General features: G+C 66.2%; 11 protein-coding genes and 1 pseudogene. 5 read left to right on the forward strand and 7 right to left on the reverse strand.

Going from position 1 to position 19,037, the window contains the following annotated elements:
* Positions 1–360: 360 nt before the first annotated feature.
* The 4 genes and pseudogenes from Q1B24_RS09570 to Q1B24_RS09580 all read right to left on the reverse strand — a co-directional run.
* Positions 361–7,653, reverse strand: coding sequence for a SpvB/TcaC N-terminal domain-containing protein (locus tag Q1B24_RS09570; RefSeq protein ID WP_299926908.1), 7,293 nt, complete (start codon positions 7,651–7,653; stop codon positions 361–363).
* An 11-nt stretch (positions 7,654–7,664) separates the two neighbouring features.
* Entirely contained in the window at positions 7,665–8,060 is a 396-nt protein-coding gene (locus tag Q1B24_RS09575) for a hypothetical protein (RefSeq protein WP_299926911.1), read from the reverse strand.
* Positions 8,061–8,571: 511 nt separating this feature from the next.
* The gene (locus Q1B24_RS21840) at positions 8,572–8,907 is read right to left on the reverse strand and encodes a TrkA C-terminal domain-containing protein (RefSeq protein WP_366916463.1); all 336 of its coding nucleotides are present in this window, start codon (positions 8,905–8,907) and stop codon (positions 8,572–8,574) included.
* Positions 8,905–9,762 (reverse strand): annotated as a pseudogene (locus Q1B24_RS09580) (RimK family alpha-L-glutamate ligase); the annotation flags it as partial. The gene Q1B24_RS21840 and the pseudogene Q1B24_RS09580, both read right to left, overlap by 3 nt.
* A 52-nt stretch (positions 9,763–9,814) precedes the next feature.
* Between Q1B24_RS09580 and Q1B24_RS09585 the strand changes: the two are divergent.
* Positions 9,815–10,318, forward strand: coding sequence for a RimK/LysX family protein (locus Q1B24_RS09585; protein ID WP_299926917.1), 504 nt, complete (start codon positions 9,815–9,817; stop codon positions 10,316–10,318).
* Positions 10,319–10,469: 151 nt separating this feature from the next.
* Here Q1B24_RS09585 and Q1B24_RS09590 read toward each other — a convergent pair whose 3' ends face one another.
* Genes Q1B24_RS09590 through Q1B24_RS09600 form a run of 3 tightly spaced genes read right to left on the reverse strand, consistent with a single transcriptional unit; the run spans position 10,470 to position 14,543 of the window.
* A complete protein-coding gene (locus tag Q1B24_RS09590; RefSeq protein ID WP_299926920.1) occupies positions 10,470–11,786 on the reverse strand; it encodes a hypothetical protein in 1,317 nt (438 codons plus the stop codon).
* 52 nt (positions 11,787–11,838) lie between these two features.
* Complete coding sequence (locus tag Q1B24_RS09595; RefSeq protein WP_299926922.1) at positions 11,839–13,179, reverse strand: hypothetical protein; 1,341 nt, start codon at positions 13,177–13,179, stop codon at positions 11,839–11,841.
* 32 nt (positions 13,180–13,211) lie between these two features.
* Entirely contained in the window at positions 13,212–14,543 is a 1,332-nt protein-coding gene (locus tag Q1B24_RS09600) for a hypothetical protein (protein WP_299926925.1), read from the reverse strand.
* Between the two features lie 208 nt (positions 14,544–14,751).
* Here Q1B24_RS09600 and Q1B24_RS09605 point away from each other — a divergent pair, with 208 nt between their 5' ends.
* The 4 genes from Q1B24_RS09605 to Q1B24_RS09620 all read left to right on the forward strand — a co-directional run bounded on the left by Q1B24_RS09605 (position 14,752) and on the right by Q1B24_RS09620 (position 19,030).
* Complete coding sequence (locus Q1B24_RS09605) at positions 14,752–16,254, forward strand: carbohydrate-binding domain-containing protein (protein WP_299926928.1); 1,503 nt, start codon at positions 14,752–14,754, stop codon at positions 16,252–16,254.
* Between the two features lie 50 nt (positions 16,255–16,304).
* Positions 16,305–16,742, forward strand: coding sequence for a hypothetical protein (locus tag Q1B24_RS09610; protein WP_299926932.1), 438 nt, complete (start codon positions 16,305–16,307; stop codon positions 16,740–16,742).
* Between the two features lie 121 nt (positions 16,743–16,863).
* Positions 16,864–17,811 carry a succinylglutamate desuccinylase/aspartoacylase family protein gene (locus Q1B24_RS09615; RefSeq protein WP_299926935.1) on the forward strand — a complete coding sequence of 316 codons (948 nt, stop codon included), beginning with the start codon at positions 16,864–16,866 and terminating at the stop codon, positions 17,809–17,811.
* A 10-nt stretch (positions 17,812–17,821) separates the two neighbouring features.
* Positions 17,822–19,030, forward strand: coding sequence for a cysteine desulfurase-like protein (locus Q1B24_RS09620; RefSeq protein ID WP_299926938.1), 1,209 nt, complete (start codon positions 17,822–17,824; stop codon positions 19,028–19,030).
* Positions 19,031–19,037 lie beyond the last annotated feature (7 nt).

A 19,037-nucleotide genomic window follows, 5' to 3' on the forward strand; every position in this document is an offset into this window, starting at 1 on the left:
CCGTCATGACCGCCGGTTGCCTCGACGAGGAGTAGCAAGAAGATTAGGAAGAACGCCGCGGCCAGGATCACGATGGCTCGTAGCACCCGCGCTGTCAGCCGGCTCATTGTAGGAACGTACGACTGCGAGCGCCGTCAGTCATCGTCCAAATCGGTGACAAGGCGCGCGAGACAACAATTAGGCAGCGCGACACGGCACCTTCTCCCGGGCATTCGACCGTGACCGGCAGGCGGCGATGTGACGCAAGTAGGAGCCAGACCGGTGTTCCAAGCGAACTCAGCTGGCACGCTCCGCAGTCCACGTTCCCCTCGCTACGCGCGCCTCAGAACGCATCCCGCCTCAACCGGGCGTTGCGAGACATCACCGCCGTATGGGCCAGTGCGCGTCCTTGCTATTCGGATCAACCGGGTTCCCATGCGGGTCAATGGATTTACCTTGTCCCTTCTTGCCGGGCCCGGTTCCAGGCAAGTGCCCATGGCCGTGCGGGGTTGGATTGTTTTGATGTCCCTGTGGATTGTGGCGATGATAGTTCGATCCATTTGGGTAGCGAGTATGAGTATCAGGACTGTTTGGATTTGACGGCGGGTATGGAGTCGTACTGCCCCCCTTGGGTTCAATCATCGTGTTCCCTTTCGGATCCACGATGAAGCGGCCCACTTCACTTCCAGTACGAGGGTCCACCGTCGCTGGTAGTGAGCCTGGATCCCCGGCACCTTCAGCAGGAGACTGGGGTGCACTCGGATTGTCAGGAGTCGGCGGAGCAGACTTCGGGGCGTCCTGCGGAGAGGACGTCGGGCTCGCCGGCGGCGCTGGATTGGGCGTAGGACTTGGTGCCGGAGCGGGATTGGGTGATGGCTGGGAAGCCGGAGCTGGTGTCGGTGCGGGTGATGGCTGGGGAGCCGGAGCTGGTGTACTCGGCGGGTTTTGTGCGGGCGCCGGAGGCGGAGCGGGAGTGGGTTCGGGGGCACCGGAAGCACTCGGACTAGGGGGGCTCATGGCCTCCACGGCTCGATACACTCCGTATCCGATCAAGCCCGCGACGGCGACAGCTGCCAGGACTTGCCCCACTCCAGGCACAAACAGCGCTCCCACTTCCAGACCGGAAAGCCCGCCTGTTTTGTCCTGAAGCCTAAGGGGGTTCTGTCGACAGTAGGTGTAGCAGTTCAGTCCATCAAGGCTGCCTGCTGGATCCGGGCTCGCCCATCGGGCCAAAGACGGTGCGTAGTACCTCAATCCGAAGTAGTAGAGACCGCTCTCCTCGTCGAGTTCCTTTCCTGCAAACAGATATCGCCCCAAGGCCGCCGAACCAAGAGTTTCATCGCCAAACGGAGAAAATTCGCTACGAGACAGGAGTTCTCCCGCCGAGTCCACACTTGCGGTTACGCTGCCGCATCGGTCCGCTATCAAGTATCGAACAGCCGGCAATTTGTCCCGCCGACTGGTGGTCTGTCCGTGCCGTAGAGAAGCTACCCGCGCAGTTCCATCCCAAAGATAAATCTCTTGGAAACGAAGCGGTTCAGGTGCACCAAACCCACGCGACTTCGACACCTCGACGAACGAGTCGTTTGGGTAGACGGTGGAGAGCACCTCCCCCATCTTTCGCAGGACCTTCTTGACCCGCCGCCCCGAAGCGTCGTAGACATACCGCGCCTGGAGAGATTCAGAGTGTGCGCCGCTAGCTACATGGAACGCCACCAACTGACCATGGGCATTCCAACTGTACCGGGCATTCGCGTTCGATTCGATGACATTACCAGAATCGTCGTAACGCAACGTTTCAACAATTCGCGAGACGCCATTCCTAATCGAAGTCACTCTGTTCGGCGGCGCGCCCTCCCATCTCTCGTCTACCTCAGCCCAATGTTGCGAGGCGTATGTCCACTCTTCCGGGGTCATTGCCCCGAATGTGTAATCTCGCCTCCACTGTTCACTACCCTGAACGTGAATAAGGGAGATCAGGTTACTCGCGGGATCATAGATGTAGCGTTCCGAGTAGATGCTCGTCATGTGTTCCGCGTTGGTAGGCCGTCGGTCCCGAGAAAACCGCGATTCACCTGAAAGCTGTCGGCCAGTTGCGCTGACAAGCCGGTAAGCGGCGTCGTAACCGTACTGTCGGGCAAGGGAATCGCCCGAGGCAAGCCGCCGGGCAACGTCCGGACTGTCTGGGTGGAACCGGAAACCTTCGACGTTCCCGCGGACACCAGCTCCAGAACTGGAGTCAACGATCGAAAGCAAGTTCCCAACAGGGTCGTATCGATAATATAGGTCTTCAATCGAACCAGCGTCAGTTGATGATTCCAAGTTTATCGGACGCCCTGTGGTGCATCGCTTCAATCGACCAGTCACCGTGTCATACCTGTAGCGTCGCACCAAGCCGTTCGCGAATTCTTCGACTAGGGTCTGACCCCGAGCGTTGTACTCACGGAGTAGAATTCCCACGATTGAAGGCGCGTCTCCGGCGACAGACGTCGTAACGCTCTCGAGGAGGCCCCGACTGTTATACGTTGGCATCACCGTCTGAACGTGATCTGGGTCGTCGTCTGATGCCCTCGTTTGATGCCTTGTCACACGATTCTGCGCGTCGTACAGCAACGTCTCCGAATAGACCCGCGGGTCTAGATCGGTGTACTCGTCCGTCGCTGCCCAGTTTGCGCGGTGCACCTCGTCTCGAAAAATTCGTTCATCGGAGTAGAACTGCCGGCTCACGTCGCTGATATTGCCTTTGAAGTCATAGGAAAAAATCGCCACGCCTGCTTCATCATGTTGCTTCCAGAGGCGGCCCAAGGAGTTCTTGCCAATACCTGCAGACGAACGATCGTGCAGGTAGACCTCATCTCCATACGTGAAGGACTCGCCTAGGAGCGTCGCGTTGGAGTTGACGTAGCCTGACTGTGCGTTCCAGCGTCTTGCGATACGGTTCCCACCATCGAACGAGGCCAAGACAATGGATCCCGCCGAGTTGCGCCTTTCCACCACGTTACCTGCGGCGTCGTAGACCTGCGTCGTCCACCCGGCATCGGGGGTCCATGACCAAAGGGGTCGATCAAGAAGATCGTAGACGGTTGATTTCGCAAGACGCCGGAGTTCGTCAGTACTTTCAATCAGGTTGCCGCGATAATCGTAAGAAAAGTCGGTGTGACCAAACCGTGTCGCGGCATCTCTACCGAAATCTACCGTGATTCGGACCAGCCTGCCAAACGCATCGAAGTGCGACACCTTTGGTGTCATAAGATGCTGGGTCACGCCGAGGGCATGCAATTCATCCGAGGGACGCGGGATGGCGTTCCCACTAGGGTTGATGGACGTACCTGAGGTGTCGTTCTCGTCGTATTCCGAGCACGACCAAGGGCTGGGGGATGCAGGAAGATTGGCGTCCTGGCCAGGATGGCCTAGGGCAAGCCACTTGTAGCTGCCATCTGGGTTTATAGTCCTTGTCAGTCGCCCGGCGCAATCATAGAGCTGCTTAACGGAGGCCACATCTTCTGTCGTCGGGTCAAATTGCCATCCTGCGGCGAAGAAGGGTTCGAATACTTCGACGACCTGACCTTTCGAGTCGTATCTCTTTACATCACTTACAACGACTCGTTCATCGTCGTGCCCAAGCGCGAAAATCTCTTCACCATCGCCGGAATGCCACCGAGAGACTCCAGCGCTGCGCCGCACCTGGCATATCCGACCAAACCCGTCCGAATACTCCCGAACTTGTTCCGTCCGTGTGTTGCCACCGGTCACGCTGGTTGGTCTGCGGTGTTCGGTCCGTCGGGTGGTATGAACGTATAGGGGTGAAGATCGAACAAGGACTGAGTCGCCGTGCCTTTTGACCTCAAGTATCGTTGATCCGCAATCGATCAGCCAAGCGGTTCCTGCACTTCGTTCATCGATCACCGGCGCAGACGCTTGCGGGTGTGACCACTCAACGAGCCTAGCGATCTCACTCGGGACCTTCCCAAGCTCTAAGTCGGCACATACATGCATGCCGAAGTGTTCCGAATGAAACGGTTCGAGCCCATATTCGAAGGTCGTCCCAGGGTCATCAGCAGGGTCACCCGTATTCTCATCGACTCGACCGCACGCTGCAATCGACGAGACTAGTCCAAGAGGCGTATAGGTAAAAAGCGTTCGATTTCCGTTCGGGTCGATGAGCTCCAGCGGTTGCCCCGAGGTGTAGTCATAGGTTGCGTGCGACTCGAGCCCGAGCGGGTCGATAATCCTCTTCAGGAATACGCCGAAGCGGTCATACTCGAACCGTGTCGTATGGCCAAGTGCGTCCGCAGTTGCTTGGACAAGCCCTTGGGAGGGACCGTCCGTTCGGTGAAAGTCGTATAAGTGCCTTTCGGTGCGTCTGTAGTAGCGCCCCGTTGATTGCTCGCTTGCGGGCTGGTACCGATAACCGCCTTGAGCCGGCGTGGCGACCCGAAAACTGTCGGGATATGACTTCCCCCAAGGGCCGTTTTCCAGCAAGTACGGCGGTACCAGGTTTGTACCCGGGCGCAACTCATATGCCATGCTTATGATCTCGTCAGTCAAGGCCAGGTCTTCAACCATTGTGATGGCCCCATACCGGCCAACCTCGCCGAGTGGCAGGTGCTCTCGTGCTTCGGCCCCGTGAGGCGCCGAAGTGTCGCAGTCGTAGTAGTTGAGCGTTTCCCCTACGAGCGTCCTAATCGTCATACCAGGAGTAGTTAGGATACTTCGCAATGACGCGGATATACTGGCCTCAAGCTTCCACGTCGTCTCGGTGGCGATGCGATCTCGAATACGCGCACCAGTTCTGCGTGGCTGCGCATACCTGAGAATGCGCTGGCCAATGATATATGACCGATGCGACTCATCGTCGGGTCGTCTCCAACCGTGAGGGCACCCGATGGTGGTCCACTTCCGCGCCTGCCCGAACGAATCATAATCTTCCGCAAGGGTGATCTGTGTCCGCGGATCGTCGCCTTGCTCCCATTCCGTCTTTCGTTCGGCGGCGAATCGCGCGTGGCAAGATCCGCCTATGGTTTGCGGTCGGTACGATCGTTCGACAACAGTGATCGGTACCCCGCCTGCGCGATCAAGTTGTTTGGCTTCCCATAACTCCGATCGTGCGAGCTTCCCGCGGTGCGCTCGAGCCGTGTCTGCAGTTGGCACGTCTGCGCGTGTTGCAATCAGGGCGTCGAGGAAGTTTGGGTCTCCTGCCCATTGTTCCGAACGGAACGTTGCCAGCCGTGGCTTTGCCTTGCCTCCCATGAGACCGGTATGGAACCAAGTCCTGGCCACCGTGGGGGGCGATTGTGTCAGCCAACTCCACGGTTCGCCTTCATTGGCGCCTGATGCACTAGCGAGGAACTGCTCGGAATCCTTTTGCTCAACGAAACCAAACCCGCAGAACTCTCTCTCGTTCCCATCCCAGTATCCATGCCTATACGAGAGGGTGCTTGTCAACGTGGTGGCAGAAACGAGGTCTGACACTTCCACCCTCGATACACAGTGCACCGGGAATGGAATCGGCGCAACGGCGATTCCACTCTCGGACGATTCGACCGTAGCGACGCGGTAGTCGACATGCGTCTTCCGTCCGCAGTTGTTGTTGATATCTGTAAGCAAATACGGCTTGACGCCGCCGGCTACATCGAGGTAATAATACGTTGCCGTGCCGGAGCCCGGATCTCTGACGGACCAGAGGAGTCCCAGCGTGCCATTACCGAGCAAATCGACGGCTCGCATAGTTTCCAGGTCGAGGCTCGGCGGGATGTTATTGAAGTCGATTGGATCCGACCATCGATTGCCGCAGCTGTTAAGCCAGATCCTGATCGAGCCAGGGGACATATACACAGCGTCCGCGTATCCATCCCCGTCGACATCGGCAAACAGTAGCCGCCTGGGTTCGAAGTCGTCACCCGCTCTCAACCTATTCTCGAACTGTTGTCTGACGCCGTAGCGGCCGTATCCCATGTGGGGCCAGTACTCAACGACCCCTGAGAAGTTGACGTAGGCTACGTCAAGCGGACCGTCGCCCGAGAGGTTTGCTAAACGGGCTTGGCCCGTTGCGTCGCCGAAGAACACGTCAGGGAAGACCTCGGATGATCGCCTAGGAACTTCCTGCGTCATCCACCCCGCAGCGCCTCGGTTGTAATGAAACACAAATGCGGCGTCTTCCGTGGTCACAAAATCCATCAAACCGTCGCCGTCCGCGTCCAACGCTTGGGTACGTGGATCACCCACGTCAAAGCGTGGCGGTCTACTGAACGTAATCGGCTGATCGGCGTTCCACCCAATCCCGAGGCGAGTCTCGTAATATGCGGCTGACTCGCCCGATGCAATTAGCAGGTCGCCGTGGCCAAGCCCTCGCATATCTGCGAACCGGGCAGAAGCATCAGCAAGGGATACATCCGGGCCAGGAACGTTGTCTCGTACTTCTGCGAACTGAGCGTTACCTTCATTCCGCCAGTACCTGTGCCCATTTCGCGAAATTTGAACTATCCCAGGAAGTCCGCGACCGTCGAGGTCGAACGGTTCGATCTCGGGGTGAGCGAACCCCCCGGACGGAAGTCCGTGGCCGTCGGCCTGTAGCACGTATAGCTCGGGCGATTCAGCAAAGGGCGAGTAGCCAAACTGCATGGCGGGCAAAGCCTCATCTGACCCGTCCCGATGCCCGGTTGCCGCAATCTCGGAAAGGAGAGACGCTGCGTTTCTCACCTTCCCGCTCGCGAGCCGACGCAGAGAGCCGGCTTCCGAGTCAGGACTGGAACCGTGCGCTTCCCAAGAAGGCTCGGTGTTGGACGCGTCATCGTCAGCGTACCGGAATTTGTACGAGCGCACGGTCTGAAGGCGCTCTGACTCGTCGCGCACAGACACGTAGATGCCGTTACAGCGCTGCGTGGTGCGGACCTCGAAACCGGGTGTATACACCGAAAACGGGTCGGGTCGGGTCTCGTAGCTGTAGTGAAGTTGTACGCGATAGGCATCATTGGCGTAGTCTGCGTATTGGACAGTGCGAAGGTACGATTGCGCTTCGCGCTCAGAGGCGGAATATTCGTATCGAATACTATTGCCGAACGTGTCAGTTTCGAGCGTCAATCTCCACGCGAAGATCTTCGGTTCGTCCGTCTTCGAATATTCAGCCACAACACCTGGATCCCGCCAACTTCCCAAGTGCGAGGGCGTCCTGTCCTCGGGACGGGTGCCAAAGTACTGAGTCCGACCGTTTACAAGTCTAACTATCCAATAGTCCGCGCCTTTCCCATCGCCGGCGTGTTCGATCTCGGCGTAAAGTTCTTCGATCCGTGGCCGATATGTTGCTTTGTCTGAGCCATTCGTGATGGGAAGCAGTTCGCCTGCGCCGGTCATTTGGAAGATGTCCTTGTCAGGGCCAGCGAGGTGCTTGAGAGCTCTTGAGCCATAGCGCGGTATCCCCTTGGCATGCACACGGCAGATCCAAGGGGTGGAGTCACTCCACCCGATTCCGAAGATGCCATTGCCTGACGTAGAGGAATACTTTAGAGCGAGATGTGGCTCGAAACCGTTTCTGCCCGGGGGTATCTGCAAGGGTACCGACATGTGTCCGGTGCCTGTGTGCGCGTCGGGCGTGAATGTGTCGCCGATGCCCTTGAGCGATCCGCCCCCTTGAGGTACGGATATGACTTGGTCGCCAACTCCGGATTTGTTTCCCATCTGGCGCTTCCCTAGAAGGGCGGTTCGCTAGCGAGGAGTAGAACGGCCACCACTCCGAGAAAGGCGATGAAGAAGAGTATGGTGAGACCGACCGCGATCCATTGAAGCACGGCTCGCTTCTTCCTAATCTCGGCTCCCGTGGTCTTGTTCTTGATGGTTTCTGCTCTGAGCGTGCCGTCTTTCCACTTGCCGTCCACTTGAACTCGCTCGCCATTAGCGACAAAACCGGTGAATCCGACTGCGTACATCTCAACAGCTATCAGGAAACTCCGGTTCGGTTCATTCGCGTCGCCGACTTCGAGTCGAAACGAAAGGACCCGACGCGAACCTAGGCTTACGGGTTCTACTCGCTCGCGCACGGGCTCGCGGACGATGCCCTCCACTGGTGGTTGCGGTTCGTTTCGCATCGCTCTCCTAGTTCGATTCAGTTTGCAGGAAGCGCTGCGAGTCGTATCCAGCGCACGCGCAGGCGCTGGATCACTAACGTCGAGACCTGCTCACGTGACTCAACGCTCCTCTCTTGACCTGGCAAGTTCAAGAGCAACCACGTATCTGCCGCGGCATCTGGGCAACGCTGCCCGAGAGGGTCGCGAGGTTGCCGTGTACGTCTCAGGCGATGTCATCGCCCATCCGAATGGTTGTCGCGCTGGTCAGTGGAATGGCGCAGGTCGGTCAAAGGGTCGGGCGCGCGATCGTCGTGCGGAATCGTGGAGTGCAGCCCAGATCACTGGACGGCAAGGTACGGTGGCGCGCAGGTTGAGCTGTTGGCTTCACCTTTGGGGCAGGACCAGAGGTACACGGCGTGGCTAGTCGTTGTGTCTGCAGCCGCGGCGGTTCGCTGCGCCCTTTGAGGCACGCTCAATCTGGGCGAAGCGCAGCGGGGTACGCGTCCCACATCGGAAACCCGCAAGCCCTGGGTCAGTTGCTCTCCGGCGGCAGATGCTTCTTCATCAACCGGCGTACGCGCTTCTGCTTGCGGTCCGGGATCATCGAGCGCATCTCCTCGAGCTTGCCGAAGCACAGCAGCCGGTCCTCGCCCTCGAGCACGGTCTTGTTGCGCGGGTTGGGGATGACGTGGGGGCCGCGGTGGAGGGTGAGGACGGTGATGTCCCGGTCGTCGAGGCCGGAGTCGCCGAGCTTCTTGCCGACCATGTCGGAGCCGGCGTGGACGACGATCTCGGCGACGCCGTAGCCGGTCGACACGGTCAGCCGCTGGCGTACGTCGATGTCGGGGAAGGCGACCTGGTTGGCCATGTAGTCGACGATCGCGCCGGCGACGTCGAGCTTGGTCGCGGTCTCGATGCCCTCGAGGCCGGGTGAGGAGTTCACCTCCATCACCTGCGGGCCCTTGCGGCCCTCGAGCATGTCGACACCGGCGACGCGCAGGCCCATGATCTGCGCGGACCGCACGGCCACGCGCTCGAACTCCTCGTCGAGCTCGACCGGCTCGACGCTGCCGCCGCGGTGCACGTTGGAGCGGAACTCGTCGCCCTGCGCGACGCGCCGCATCGCCGCGACCACGCGGTCGCCGACGACGAGGGCGCGGATGTCGCGGCCCTTGCTCTCCTTGACGAAGCTCTGGATCAGGACGTTCTGCCGGGTGCTCTGCAGCGTCTCGATGATCGCCTCGGCGACCTTGATGGTCGGGGCGAGGATGACGCCGATGCCCTGGGTGCCCTCGAGCAGCTTGATCACGACCGGCGCACCGCCGACCCGCTCGATCGCCGGGATCACGTCGGCGCGGTCACGCACGAAGGTCGTCGCCGGCATCGGGATCTTGTGGCGCGACAGGATCTGCGTCGCGCGCAGCTTGTCGCGGCTGTTGGCGATGCCGTAGCTCGTGTTGGGCGTGTAGACGTCCATCTGCTCGAACTGCCGCACGACGGCGGTGCCGAAGTAGGTGATCGAGTTGCCGATGCGCGGCAGCACGGCGTCGTACGTCGACAGCTGCTTGCCGCGGAACAGCAGGTCGGGTTCCTCTCCCGAGAGGTCGATGCCGAAGCGCAGCGTGTTGAGCACCTTGACGTCGTGACCGCGGTCCACAGCGGCGGTGCGGAGCCGCTGCGTGCTGTAGGACCGCGGGGCCCGGGACAGGATGGCGAGCTTCATGGTCAGTCATCCAACCACCTGCCCCAGAGGCCCCACCTGCCAAGATGGCCCGGTGGACTCCGCCCCCCTGTCGCCCGGCCCCGGCGAGGTCGACGACGCCAAGGTCGTCGTCGGCTGGCGCGAGTGGGTGGCGCTGCCGCAGGCCGACGTGGCGTGGGTGAAGGCCAAGATCGACACCGGCGCGAAGTCGTCCTCGATCCACGCCTTCGACCTCGAGGCCCACCAGCAGGACGGCCAGGAGTGGGTGCGCTTCTCCATCCACCCGTGGCAGCGCTCCGACGAGGACCACGTCGAGCTCAGCCTGCCGGTGCTCGACATGCGCGAGGTGCGCTCGAGCAACGGCCAGGTCGAGAAGAGGTACGCCGTCGCGCTCGACGTGACGCTCGCCGGGCGCACCATCACCACCGTGATGACGCTCAGCAACCGCGACGAGATGGGCTTCCGGATGCTGATCGGGCGCGAGGCGCTCGAGCGCGGCTTCCTCGTCGACTCCTCGATCTCGTACGCCGGCGGGCGACCGCGGCGGGCCGTCCGCCGGAAGAACTGGGGCAAGTAGCCCCGCATCCACACGTGTCCGAGGAGTTGCCCTCGGCCGCGCGGATCGAGGGCGACATCGCGGACATCTGTGCGCACGTGCGGCGGTCGTGGCCCTCGAAACGGTGATTCAGGGGCCAGACCCGCCGCACGTGCGGCGCCGGGGCCCGGGTTCAGCGCAGCTTGATCTCGCAGCTTTTCAGCTTCTCGCCGCTGCAGCGGTCGCGGTTCGCCTTGCCGGTCACCGTGTCGCGGCCCTTGCCGCCGACCAGCAGGTCCCGTCCCCGGCTGCCGCCGAGCGTGTCCCGGCCGCCGTCGCCGTAGATCCTGATCCGCGACTTCCGGGCGTCGCAGTCGAGCAGGTAGCCGTCCTCACCGGTGCGCGCCGAGGCGATGTCGTCCTTGCCGGCGCGCCCCCGCACGGTCGCCTGGCAGGCGTAGAAGCGGATCTCGTCGGCCTTCTTCGTGCCACGCAGCTGCAGCTCCTTCGCACCCAGGCGGGACGTCTCGAACTCGACGAACCGGCCCTTCACGGTCTTCCCGCCCTGGCGCATCCGCATCTTTCCGGAGGCCATGTCGAGGGAGAGCCGACGGCCGGCCCACAGGTCGACGTGGTCGTCGCCGTCCCCGCCGACGTACCAGCTCTTGGACCCGCCCCCACCGTCCGGGGAGAGCAGGGTGTCGTCGCCACCGCCGAGGAAGAAGCGCTGCCGGCCGGGATCCGAGAAGGAGATGTAGATCGACTCGTCGCGGTCACTGCCGTCGAAGCGGAACGCGCGCGGGGCCTGCTGCCCGGAGAAGCCGAAGTCGTCGAACCCCGTCCACCGGAGCGCGACGAAGCCGTCCTTCGTCAGCGTGCCGGCGGTGGCGTCGACCACCGCGTGCCCCGTGCCGAGGTCGGGGACCAGCGTGCTGCCGGGCCCCGCGGTCGCGTCGAGGCGGGCGTCCGCCGTCATCGGGCCGGACCAGTAGACCGTGCTGCCGGCCTGCTCCACCACGATCACGTCGCCGTTGGGGGCGCCCTTCGACCCCGAGACGACCGCGTCGACCAGCTCGCCGGCGCCCGTGTGGATCGTGTCGGGCTCGGTGTCGACGCCCGCCTCGCCCGCCACGACCCAGTCACCGCCTCGCGCCGAGCCGGTGTAGGTGTCGCTGCCCGCGCCGAGCGTGGCCGCCATCGGTCCTCGGGACGTCGACGCGTCCACCACGTCGTCGCCCGGGCCGGTCACGAGGTCGAGCTCGGGGTAGCGACCCGCGGACTCCGTCACGCACACCAGGTCGTCGCCGCCGCGGGTGTCGAGCTGGACGGCGCCGTTGGTCACCACCACGTCTGCTCCCGGGGTGCCGACCAGGTCTCGCTGGAGGTAGGAGCCGACGATCGTCGCCGGCTGCCCGTGGCAGGTCTCGCCGGCTGCCTGCGCGGTCGGCGCGGTGAGCAGCGTGGCGGAGAGCAGTCCGGTGGCGAGGCCGGCGCGCAGGAGGGGGCGCATGCGGTTCCTTCGGTCGAGGTCGGTCGGGGGTACGTCGGGTGGGTTGGCGCGATCAGCGCCGCCTGATCTCGCAGGAGCGGAGCTTCTCGCCGCTGCAGGTGTCGCGGCCGCTGTTGCCGAACACGGTGTCCCGACCGCGGCCACCGACCAGCAGGTCCCGCCCGGTGCCGCCGCGCAGGAGGTCGTCGCCGCCATCGCCGAAGAGGCGGAACGCGCGCGTCCCGCACTGCAGCCGTGACGGGAAGCGCCTGCCGGAGGTGGTCTTGCCGATGACGTCCTTCCCGCCGCGACCGCGCACCGTCGCCCGGCACGCGCGGAAGCGGAGGTCGTCGGCCTTCGGCGTGCCCGTGAGAAGCAGCTTCCTCGCCCCGACGAGCTGGCTCTCGAAGCCGGTGAAGGTGCTGCGGAAGGTCGTTCCGCTGCGCACCGACTTGATCCTCTCCCGTCTGAGGTCTACGTCGAGGTTCTTGCCTCCCCAGATGAGGGCGTGGTCCTTGCCCGGCCCGCCGATGTAGCGGCTCCCGCGGGCGCCGAGGGTGTCTCCCGCACCCATCCACAGGTTGTCGTCGCCGCCGCCCAGGTCGATGCGCTGGTCCACCGTGTGGGCGCGCGAGAACCGGAGCTCGAGCTCCTCGTCCCGTCCGCTCCCGCGGAAGAAGAACGACGACGGGGTGCGCGAGGTGGAGCCCCCCGTGCGATAGCTGTCGAACCCGGTCCAGCCCAGCTGGAACGTCCCGTCCTGGCTCAGCGTGCCCCCGACGGCGTCGACGACGACCGCGCCGCTGCCCACCGTGAAGTCGAGCCTGCTGCCGCCGCCACCGTCGAGACGACCACCGGCTGCAAACGGACCCACCCAGGTGAGGTCCCCACCACCACCGGCGAGCACCACGACGTCGCTGTTGAGCACCGTGCGGTCGGAGCCCGAGAAGACGGCGTCGACGCCGCCGGCACCCGTGGTGATGACGTCCCGCTCGGTGTCGATCGACGTGCCGGTGGCGAAGCGGTTGGTGCCGGCGTAGACCGTCTCGCCGTGCGTCGACCCGGTGTAGGTGTCACTGCCCGCACCGAGCGAGGCCCAGACGCCACCGCCCGCCGCCGAGGCGTCGACGACGTCGTCCCCGGCACCCGCGTCGACGGACATGTACGGCTGTGTCGCCGTGCCGCCGGTGACGCAGACCAGGTCGGCGCCGCCGAGCGCACTGGTGCTCGTGGCGCCGTTGGTGACGATGACGTCGGCGCCCTCGGTGCCGGTGAGCCCGAACTGGCCGGGCGTCCCGACGACCGTGGCCGGACGCCCCTGGCAGGTGTCGGCTGCCGCCTGCGCGGCCGGCGCGGTCAGCAGCGTGGCGGCGAGGACTCCGGCGGCGAGTCCGGTGGGCAGGAGGGGGCGCATCGGGTTCCTTCGGTCGTGGTGGGTCGGCGCGGTCAGCGCTGCTTGATCTCGCAGGAGCGCAGCTTCTCGCCGCTGCAGGTGTCGCGGTTGGCGTTGCCGTCGATCATGTCGCGACCCTTGCCGCCGACCAGCAGGTCCTTGCCGCGGCTGCCGGAGATCGTGTCGTTGTCGCCGTCGCCGTAGATGCGGATCGTGGACTTCCGGGCGTCGCAGTCGAGCAGGTAGCCGTCGTCGCCCGTGCGGTAGGACTCCAGCGTGTCCCCGCCGGCGCGGCCGCGGATGGTGGCGGTGCACGCGTAGAAGCGGACGTCGTCGGCCTTCTTCGTGCCGCGGACGGTCATCCGCTTCGCCCCGACGCGCACGTGCTCCCAGCTCCCGAACGCGCTGCGCTGGGTCTTGCCGAAGAACCTGTTCTCCAGCCGGTCCCGGCCCATGTCGAGGTCGAGCCGCTTGCCGGCCCACAGGTCGACCGCGTCCTCGCCCGGACCGCCGAGGTAGGCGCTGCCCTTCCAGCCGATGCCGTCCAGCGCGAGCAGGGTGTCGTCGCCCCGAGCCAGGTTGAGCCGCAACTTCGTGCGCGCGCCGCGGTTGAGGTGGACGCCGACGTACTCGTCGCGGTCGCTGCCGGTGAGGGCCAGCGAGTCCGGGGCGCCGCCCTGCAGCTCGAAGCGGGTGACCTCGCCCGTCCAGGAGAGCACCGGCGCGCCGTCATCCGTCCACGATCCGCGGTTCGCGTCGATGGCCATGTCGCCCACGCCGAGGGCGGGTCGCAGCTCGGCGGAGGTGCCGACCGCCACGCGCGACCCCGTGGCCTGGGTCCCGCTCCAGTGGATCGTGTGACCGACCCCGGCGAGGTCGAGGACGTCGGCGTTGGCGATGTCGGCCATGCCGGAGAACCACTCGTCGCCGGCCTGGCTCGGGTTGCCACCCGTCGTGGCAACGACGGTGTCGGCGTCGAGGTCGAGGCGCTGGGCGTCGCTGGACCCGAGCTCCACGAAGTCCCGGCCGGCCGAGGCCGTGTAGTGGTCGGACCCGCTGCCCAGCACGGCGTCAATCGACGACCCCGAGGCCGACGCGTCCACCACGTCGTTGCCCGCACCCACGGACAGCTGCACGATGCCTGGCCGCGTCACGTCGGTGACGCAGACCAGGTCGTCACCCCCCAGCGTGCGGATGCCGTAGGCGCCGTTGGTCACTACGACGTCGGGTCCCTCGGTGCCGATCAGGTCGTACTGCGAGGGCGTGCCCACGATCGTCGCCGGCTGCCCCTGGCAGGTCACGGCCGCGGCATACGCGGTGGGGCTGGTCAGCAGCGCGGCGGCGAGGACTCCGGTGGCGAGTCCGGCGGGCAGGAGGGGGCGCATGCGGTTCCTTCGGTCGGGGCGGTCAGACGGTAGACGCGGAGACACCCCGGGAAGTTGCCTCGTGGGTGGCCGGGTCTCGTGACAGGCGCCAGGGCGCCTTCCTCGACCAACGGTGCAGCTCACAGGGGACGCACAAGGTCAGCCCACGGCGCGGACAGGTGCGGCGCACACCATCGGGGCATCCGACCTCCACGAAAGGCCGCACTCCATGCGACTCCTCCCCCTCCGCCAGGCCGTGGCCGGGACCCTGGCCGCCGTCCTCCTCGCAGGCTGCGGCGCGTCCGTGGCCGGCACCGACGGCACCGCCCCCACCTCGTCCTCGTCCTCCTCGTCGGCCACCGCCGTCGCGACCAGCGACGGCACGACCGTCGAGGACGTGCTCGACGACGACGTCGAGGTGGAGACCGGTGACACGGCGTACGACGAGGCCGACGCGACCGCGATCACGCTGTCCGGTTCGGGTGCCGAGTCCGAGAGCGACGCTGTGACGGTCCAGGACGGCACGGTCACCATCTCCACTGCCGGCACCTACGTGCTGACCGGTGACCTGACCGGCCAGGTCGTCGTCGACAGCCCCGGCGACGGCGTCGTACGCCTCGTGCTCGACGACGCGACGATCACCTCCGAGACGACCGCCGCCATCGACGTCGTCGACGCGGAGTCCGTCGTCGTCGTGCTCGCCGACGGCAGCAGCAACGCGCTCGCCGACGCGACGACGTACGCCGACTCGTCGGATGACGCGCCGACCGGCACGCTCTACTCCACGGCCGACCTGACCATCGGCGGGACCGGGTCGCTGACGGTGACCGGCAACAGCAACAACGGCATCGTCGGCAAGGACGGTCTCGTCATCACCGGCGGCACGATCGACGTGACGTCCGTCGACGACGGCATCCTCGGCAAGGACTACCTCGTCCTCTCCCACGGGACCGTCACCGTCGACGCCGTCGGCGACGCCTTCAAGTCCGACAACACCGAGGACGCCGGCGCCGGCTTCGTGCTGATCGAGGGCGGCGAGCTCACCGTCACCTCGCAGGACGACGGCATCAAGGGCGTGCAGGTGCTCGTCAGCGGTGGCACCGTCGACGTCGCCGGGTCCACCGAGGCGCTCGAGGGCTCGCTCATCGTGATCGACGGCGGCGACCTCGAGCTGCACTCCGCCGACGACGGCATCAACGCCGCGTCGTCCGACGACAGCGCGGCCACCGACGGGCAACCCGGCGGGGAGATGGCGGCCGACGAGTCGCTCCACCTCTACGTCAACGGCGGCACCCTCGAGGTGTGGGCCAGCGGCGACGGCCTCGACTCCAACGGCGACGCCGCCATCACCGGCGGCGACATCACCGTCCACGGCCCGACCACCGACGGCAACGGCGCCCTCGACGTCAACGGCACGTTCGACGTCAGCGGCGGCACGCTGCTGGCCACCGGCAGTGCAGGAATGATGGTCGCCCCGGCCACCGACTCGGCCCAGGGCTGGATCGCGACCGCGCTGGACGCGACGGCCGCGGCCGGTTCGGAGGTCGTGATCAGCGACGCCGACGGCGCCGAGGTGGCGACGTACACCCTCGCGAAGGACGCCGCCTCCGTCGTCTTCTCGTCCGCCGACGTCGAGCAGGGCGCGACCTACACCGTCACCGTCGACGGCACCTCCACGTCCGTGACCGCCGGCGAAGCGCCCGCCGGCGGCCACGGCGGCCCGATGGGCTGACACCCCGCCCGCACCACTCCCACCACCTACTCCCACCGCGAAGGAACGACATGACCGAGCACTCCCTCCCCACCCCGCCCCCCGCCGGCGACGCGCCCGCACCGCCTCCCGCTCCCGCCCGCCGCACCTGGCGCGACCGCCTCCCGTCGGGCCGGAAGGCCGTGGCCGCGGGCGCCGTCGTGGCCGGGCTCGCGATCGGCGGCGCCGGGTTCGGGGCCGGGTACGCCGTCGGCGACGACGACGCGGCGGACACGACGACCACGCAGACGACCGATGACTGGGGCCAGCGCGGCTACCCCGGCGGCCCGGGTGGCGGGATGGGTGGCGACATGGGCGCCCCGCCCGGTGACCTGGGCCGGGCCCCGGGCGGCACGACGGGTCAGACGCCCGACTTCGACGGCGACGGCGTACCCGACACCGACAGCGACGGCGACCTGGACTCCGACGGCTCGGGGTCCACCTCGGACTCGACGACGCAGAACAGCTGACCCCGCGATCCGCCCGCCCCGACCTCTCCGTCCCCCGGGAGGCCGGGGCGGGCCCGCGCGCGCACTACCCTGACGTCGTGATCGCTGCCGACCGGAGAGCTGCCCACCGGAGAACTCCCTAGTGGCGCGCGAGTCCTTCGCCATCGGCGGCGTGCGGATCCGCGCCGGGACGGTGCGCGCGCTCGAGCTGCCGATCACCCGGCTCGTCACCGGCGCCGACGTCACGCTGCCCGTGCGGGTGGTCCACGGCCGCGAGGACGGGCCGCGGGTGTGGATCGACGCCGCGATCCATGGCGACGAGGTGGCCGGCGTCGAGGTGGTCCGCCAGGTGATGGCCGGCCTCGACCCCAAGACGTTCCGCGGCACGCTGGTCGCGGTGCCGATCGTCAACGTGCTCGGCTTCATGACCGGTGACCGCTACCTGCCCGACCGCCGCGACCTCAACCGGTCGTTCCCGGGCTCCGCGCGCGGCTCGCTCGCCGGCCGCATCGCCCACCTCTTCATGCGCGAGATCGTCGCCGGCTGCGAGGTCGGCATCGACCTGCACACCGGCTCCGACCGTCGCAGCAACCTCCCGCAGGTGCGCGCCGACCTAGACGACCCGCGTACGGCCGAGCTGGCTGCCGCGTTCGGCGCGCCGGTGATGCTGCACGCCCGCATCCGCGACGGCTCGCTGCGCCACGCCGCCGGCGAGCACGGGGCCAAGGTGCTGCTCTACGAGGCCGGGGAGAACCTCCGCTTCGACGACTACGCCGTCGAGGCCGGCGTGATCGGAGTACGCCGCGTGCTGGCCGCGCTCGGCATGACCGAGGCGGTCGTCGAGCCGCCCGTCGAGCCGAGCCTAGAGTGCCGCTCCAGTGGCTGGGTGCGCGCCCGCCGCACCGGCATCCTGCACCTCGACGCGCACCTCGGGCAGAAGGTCAGCGACGGCGAACGCCTCGGCACCCTCTTCGACTCCTTCGGCAAGACCCTGCGCGCCGTCTACTCCAACCGCGACGGCATCGTGATCGGGCGCACCGAGGCGCCGCTCGTGAACTCCGGTGACGCGGTCGTGCACATCGCGAACTAGCGTGCGAGGCATGTCGTTCGACACTGATGCCTTTGACGTGGCGGCCTTCCGCGCCGGCTTCCCCTCGCTTGCCTCCGGGATCGCCCACTTCGACAACCCCGGCGGCACCCAGACGCCGCAGGTGGTCGGTGACGCGATCGCGCGCACTCTCACCGGTCCGCTCTCGCAGCGCGGCTCGGCGCTGGTCAGTCAGCGCAACGCCGAGGAGGCGGTCGCCGGCTTCCGCTCCGCCGTGGCCGACCTGGTCGGCGGCGAGGCGGGCGGCGTGGTCCACGGCCGCAGCGCCACCGCGTTGACGTACGACGTCTCCCGCACGCTGGCCCGCACGTGGTCGCCCGGCGACGAGATCGTCCTCTGCGAGCTCGACCACGACTCCAACGTGCGGCCGTGGATCCAGGCCGCCGAGCGGGCCGGCGTGACCGTGCGCTGGCTCCGCCTCGACCCGGCGACCGGTGAGCTCGACCTGGACTCGCTCGACGTCATCGGCGAGCGGACGCGGCTCGTCGCGCTGACGGCTGCCTCGAACCTGCTCGGCACCCGTCCCCCGGTCGCCACCGTCGCGGCGCGGGCGCACGAGGTCGGCGCGCTCGTCCACGTCGACGCGGTGCACCACACCGCACACGCGGCGCCCGACATCACCGCGATGGGCGCGGACTTCCTGGTGTGCTCGGCCTACAAGTTCTTCGGCCCGCACTGCGGCTCGCTGGTCGCGGACCCCGCGCTCCTCGAGACCCTGCGCCCGGACAAGCTGCTGCCCTCGACCGACGTGGTGCCCGAGCGCTTCGAGCTCGGCACGCTGCCGTACGAGCTGCTCGCCGGCGTCACCGCCGCGGTCGACCTGATCGCCTCGCTCGGGTCGGGCGACTCCCGGCGGTCCCGGTTGGTCTCGGCCGCCTCGGCGATCGCCGCCCACGAGCTGCGGCTGCGGGAGCGGATCGAGGCGGGGCTCGCGTCCTTCGGCGATGCCCTCACCCTGCACTCGCGCGCGGCCGACCGGACCTCGACGCTCTTCCTGACGCTGCGCGACCGCTCGCCGCTCGACGTGTTCGAGCACCTCGCCAAGCGCGACGTGCTCGTGCCGGCCGGCACGTTCTACGCCCACGAGACCTTCCGCGCCCTCGGCCTCCCCGTCGACTCCGGGCTCCGGATCGGGCTGGCCGCCTACAACGACGACTCCGACGTGGACCGGCTGCTCGAGGGGCTGGCCGAGGCGCTCTAGCCCGACG

The organism is uncultured Nocardioides sp. (assembly GCF_947488025.1).
Lineage (GTDB): Bacteria > Actinomycetota > Actinomycetes > Propionibacteriales > Nocardioidaceae > Nocardioides.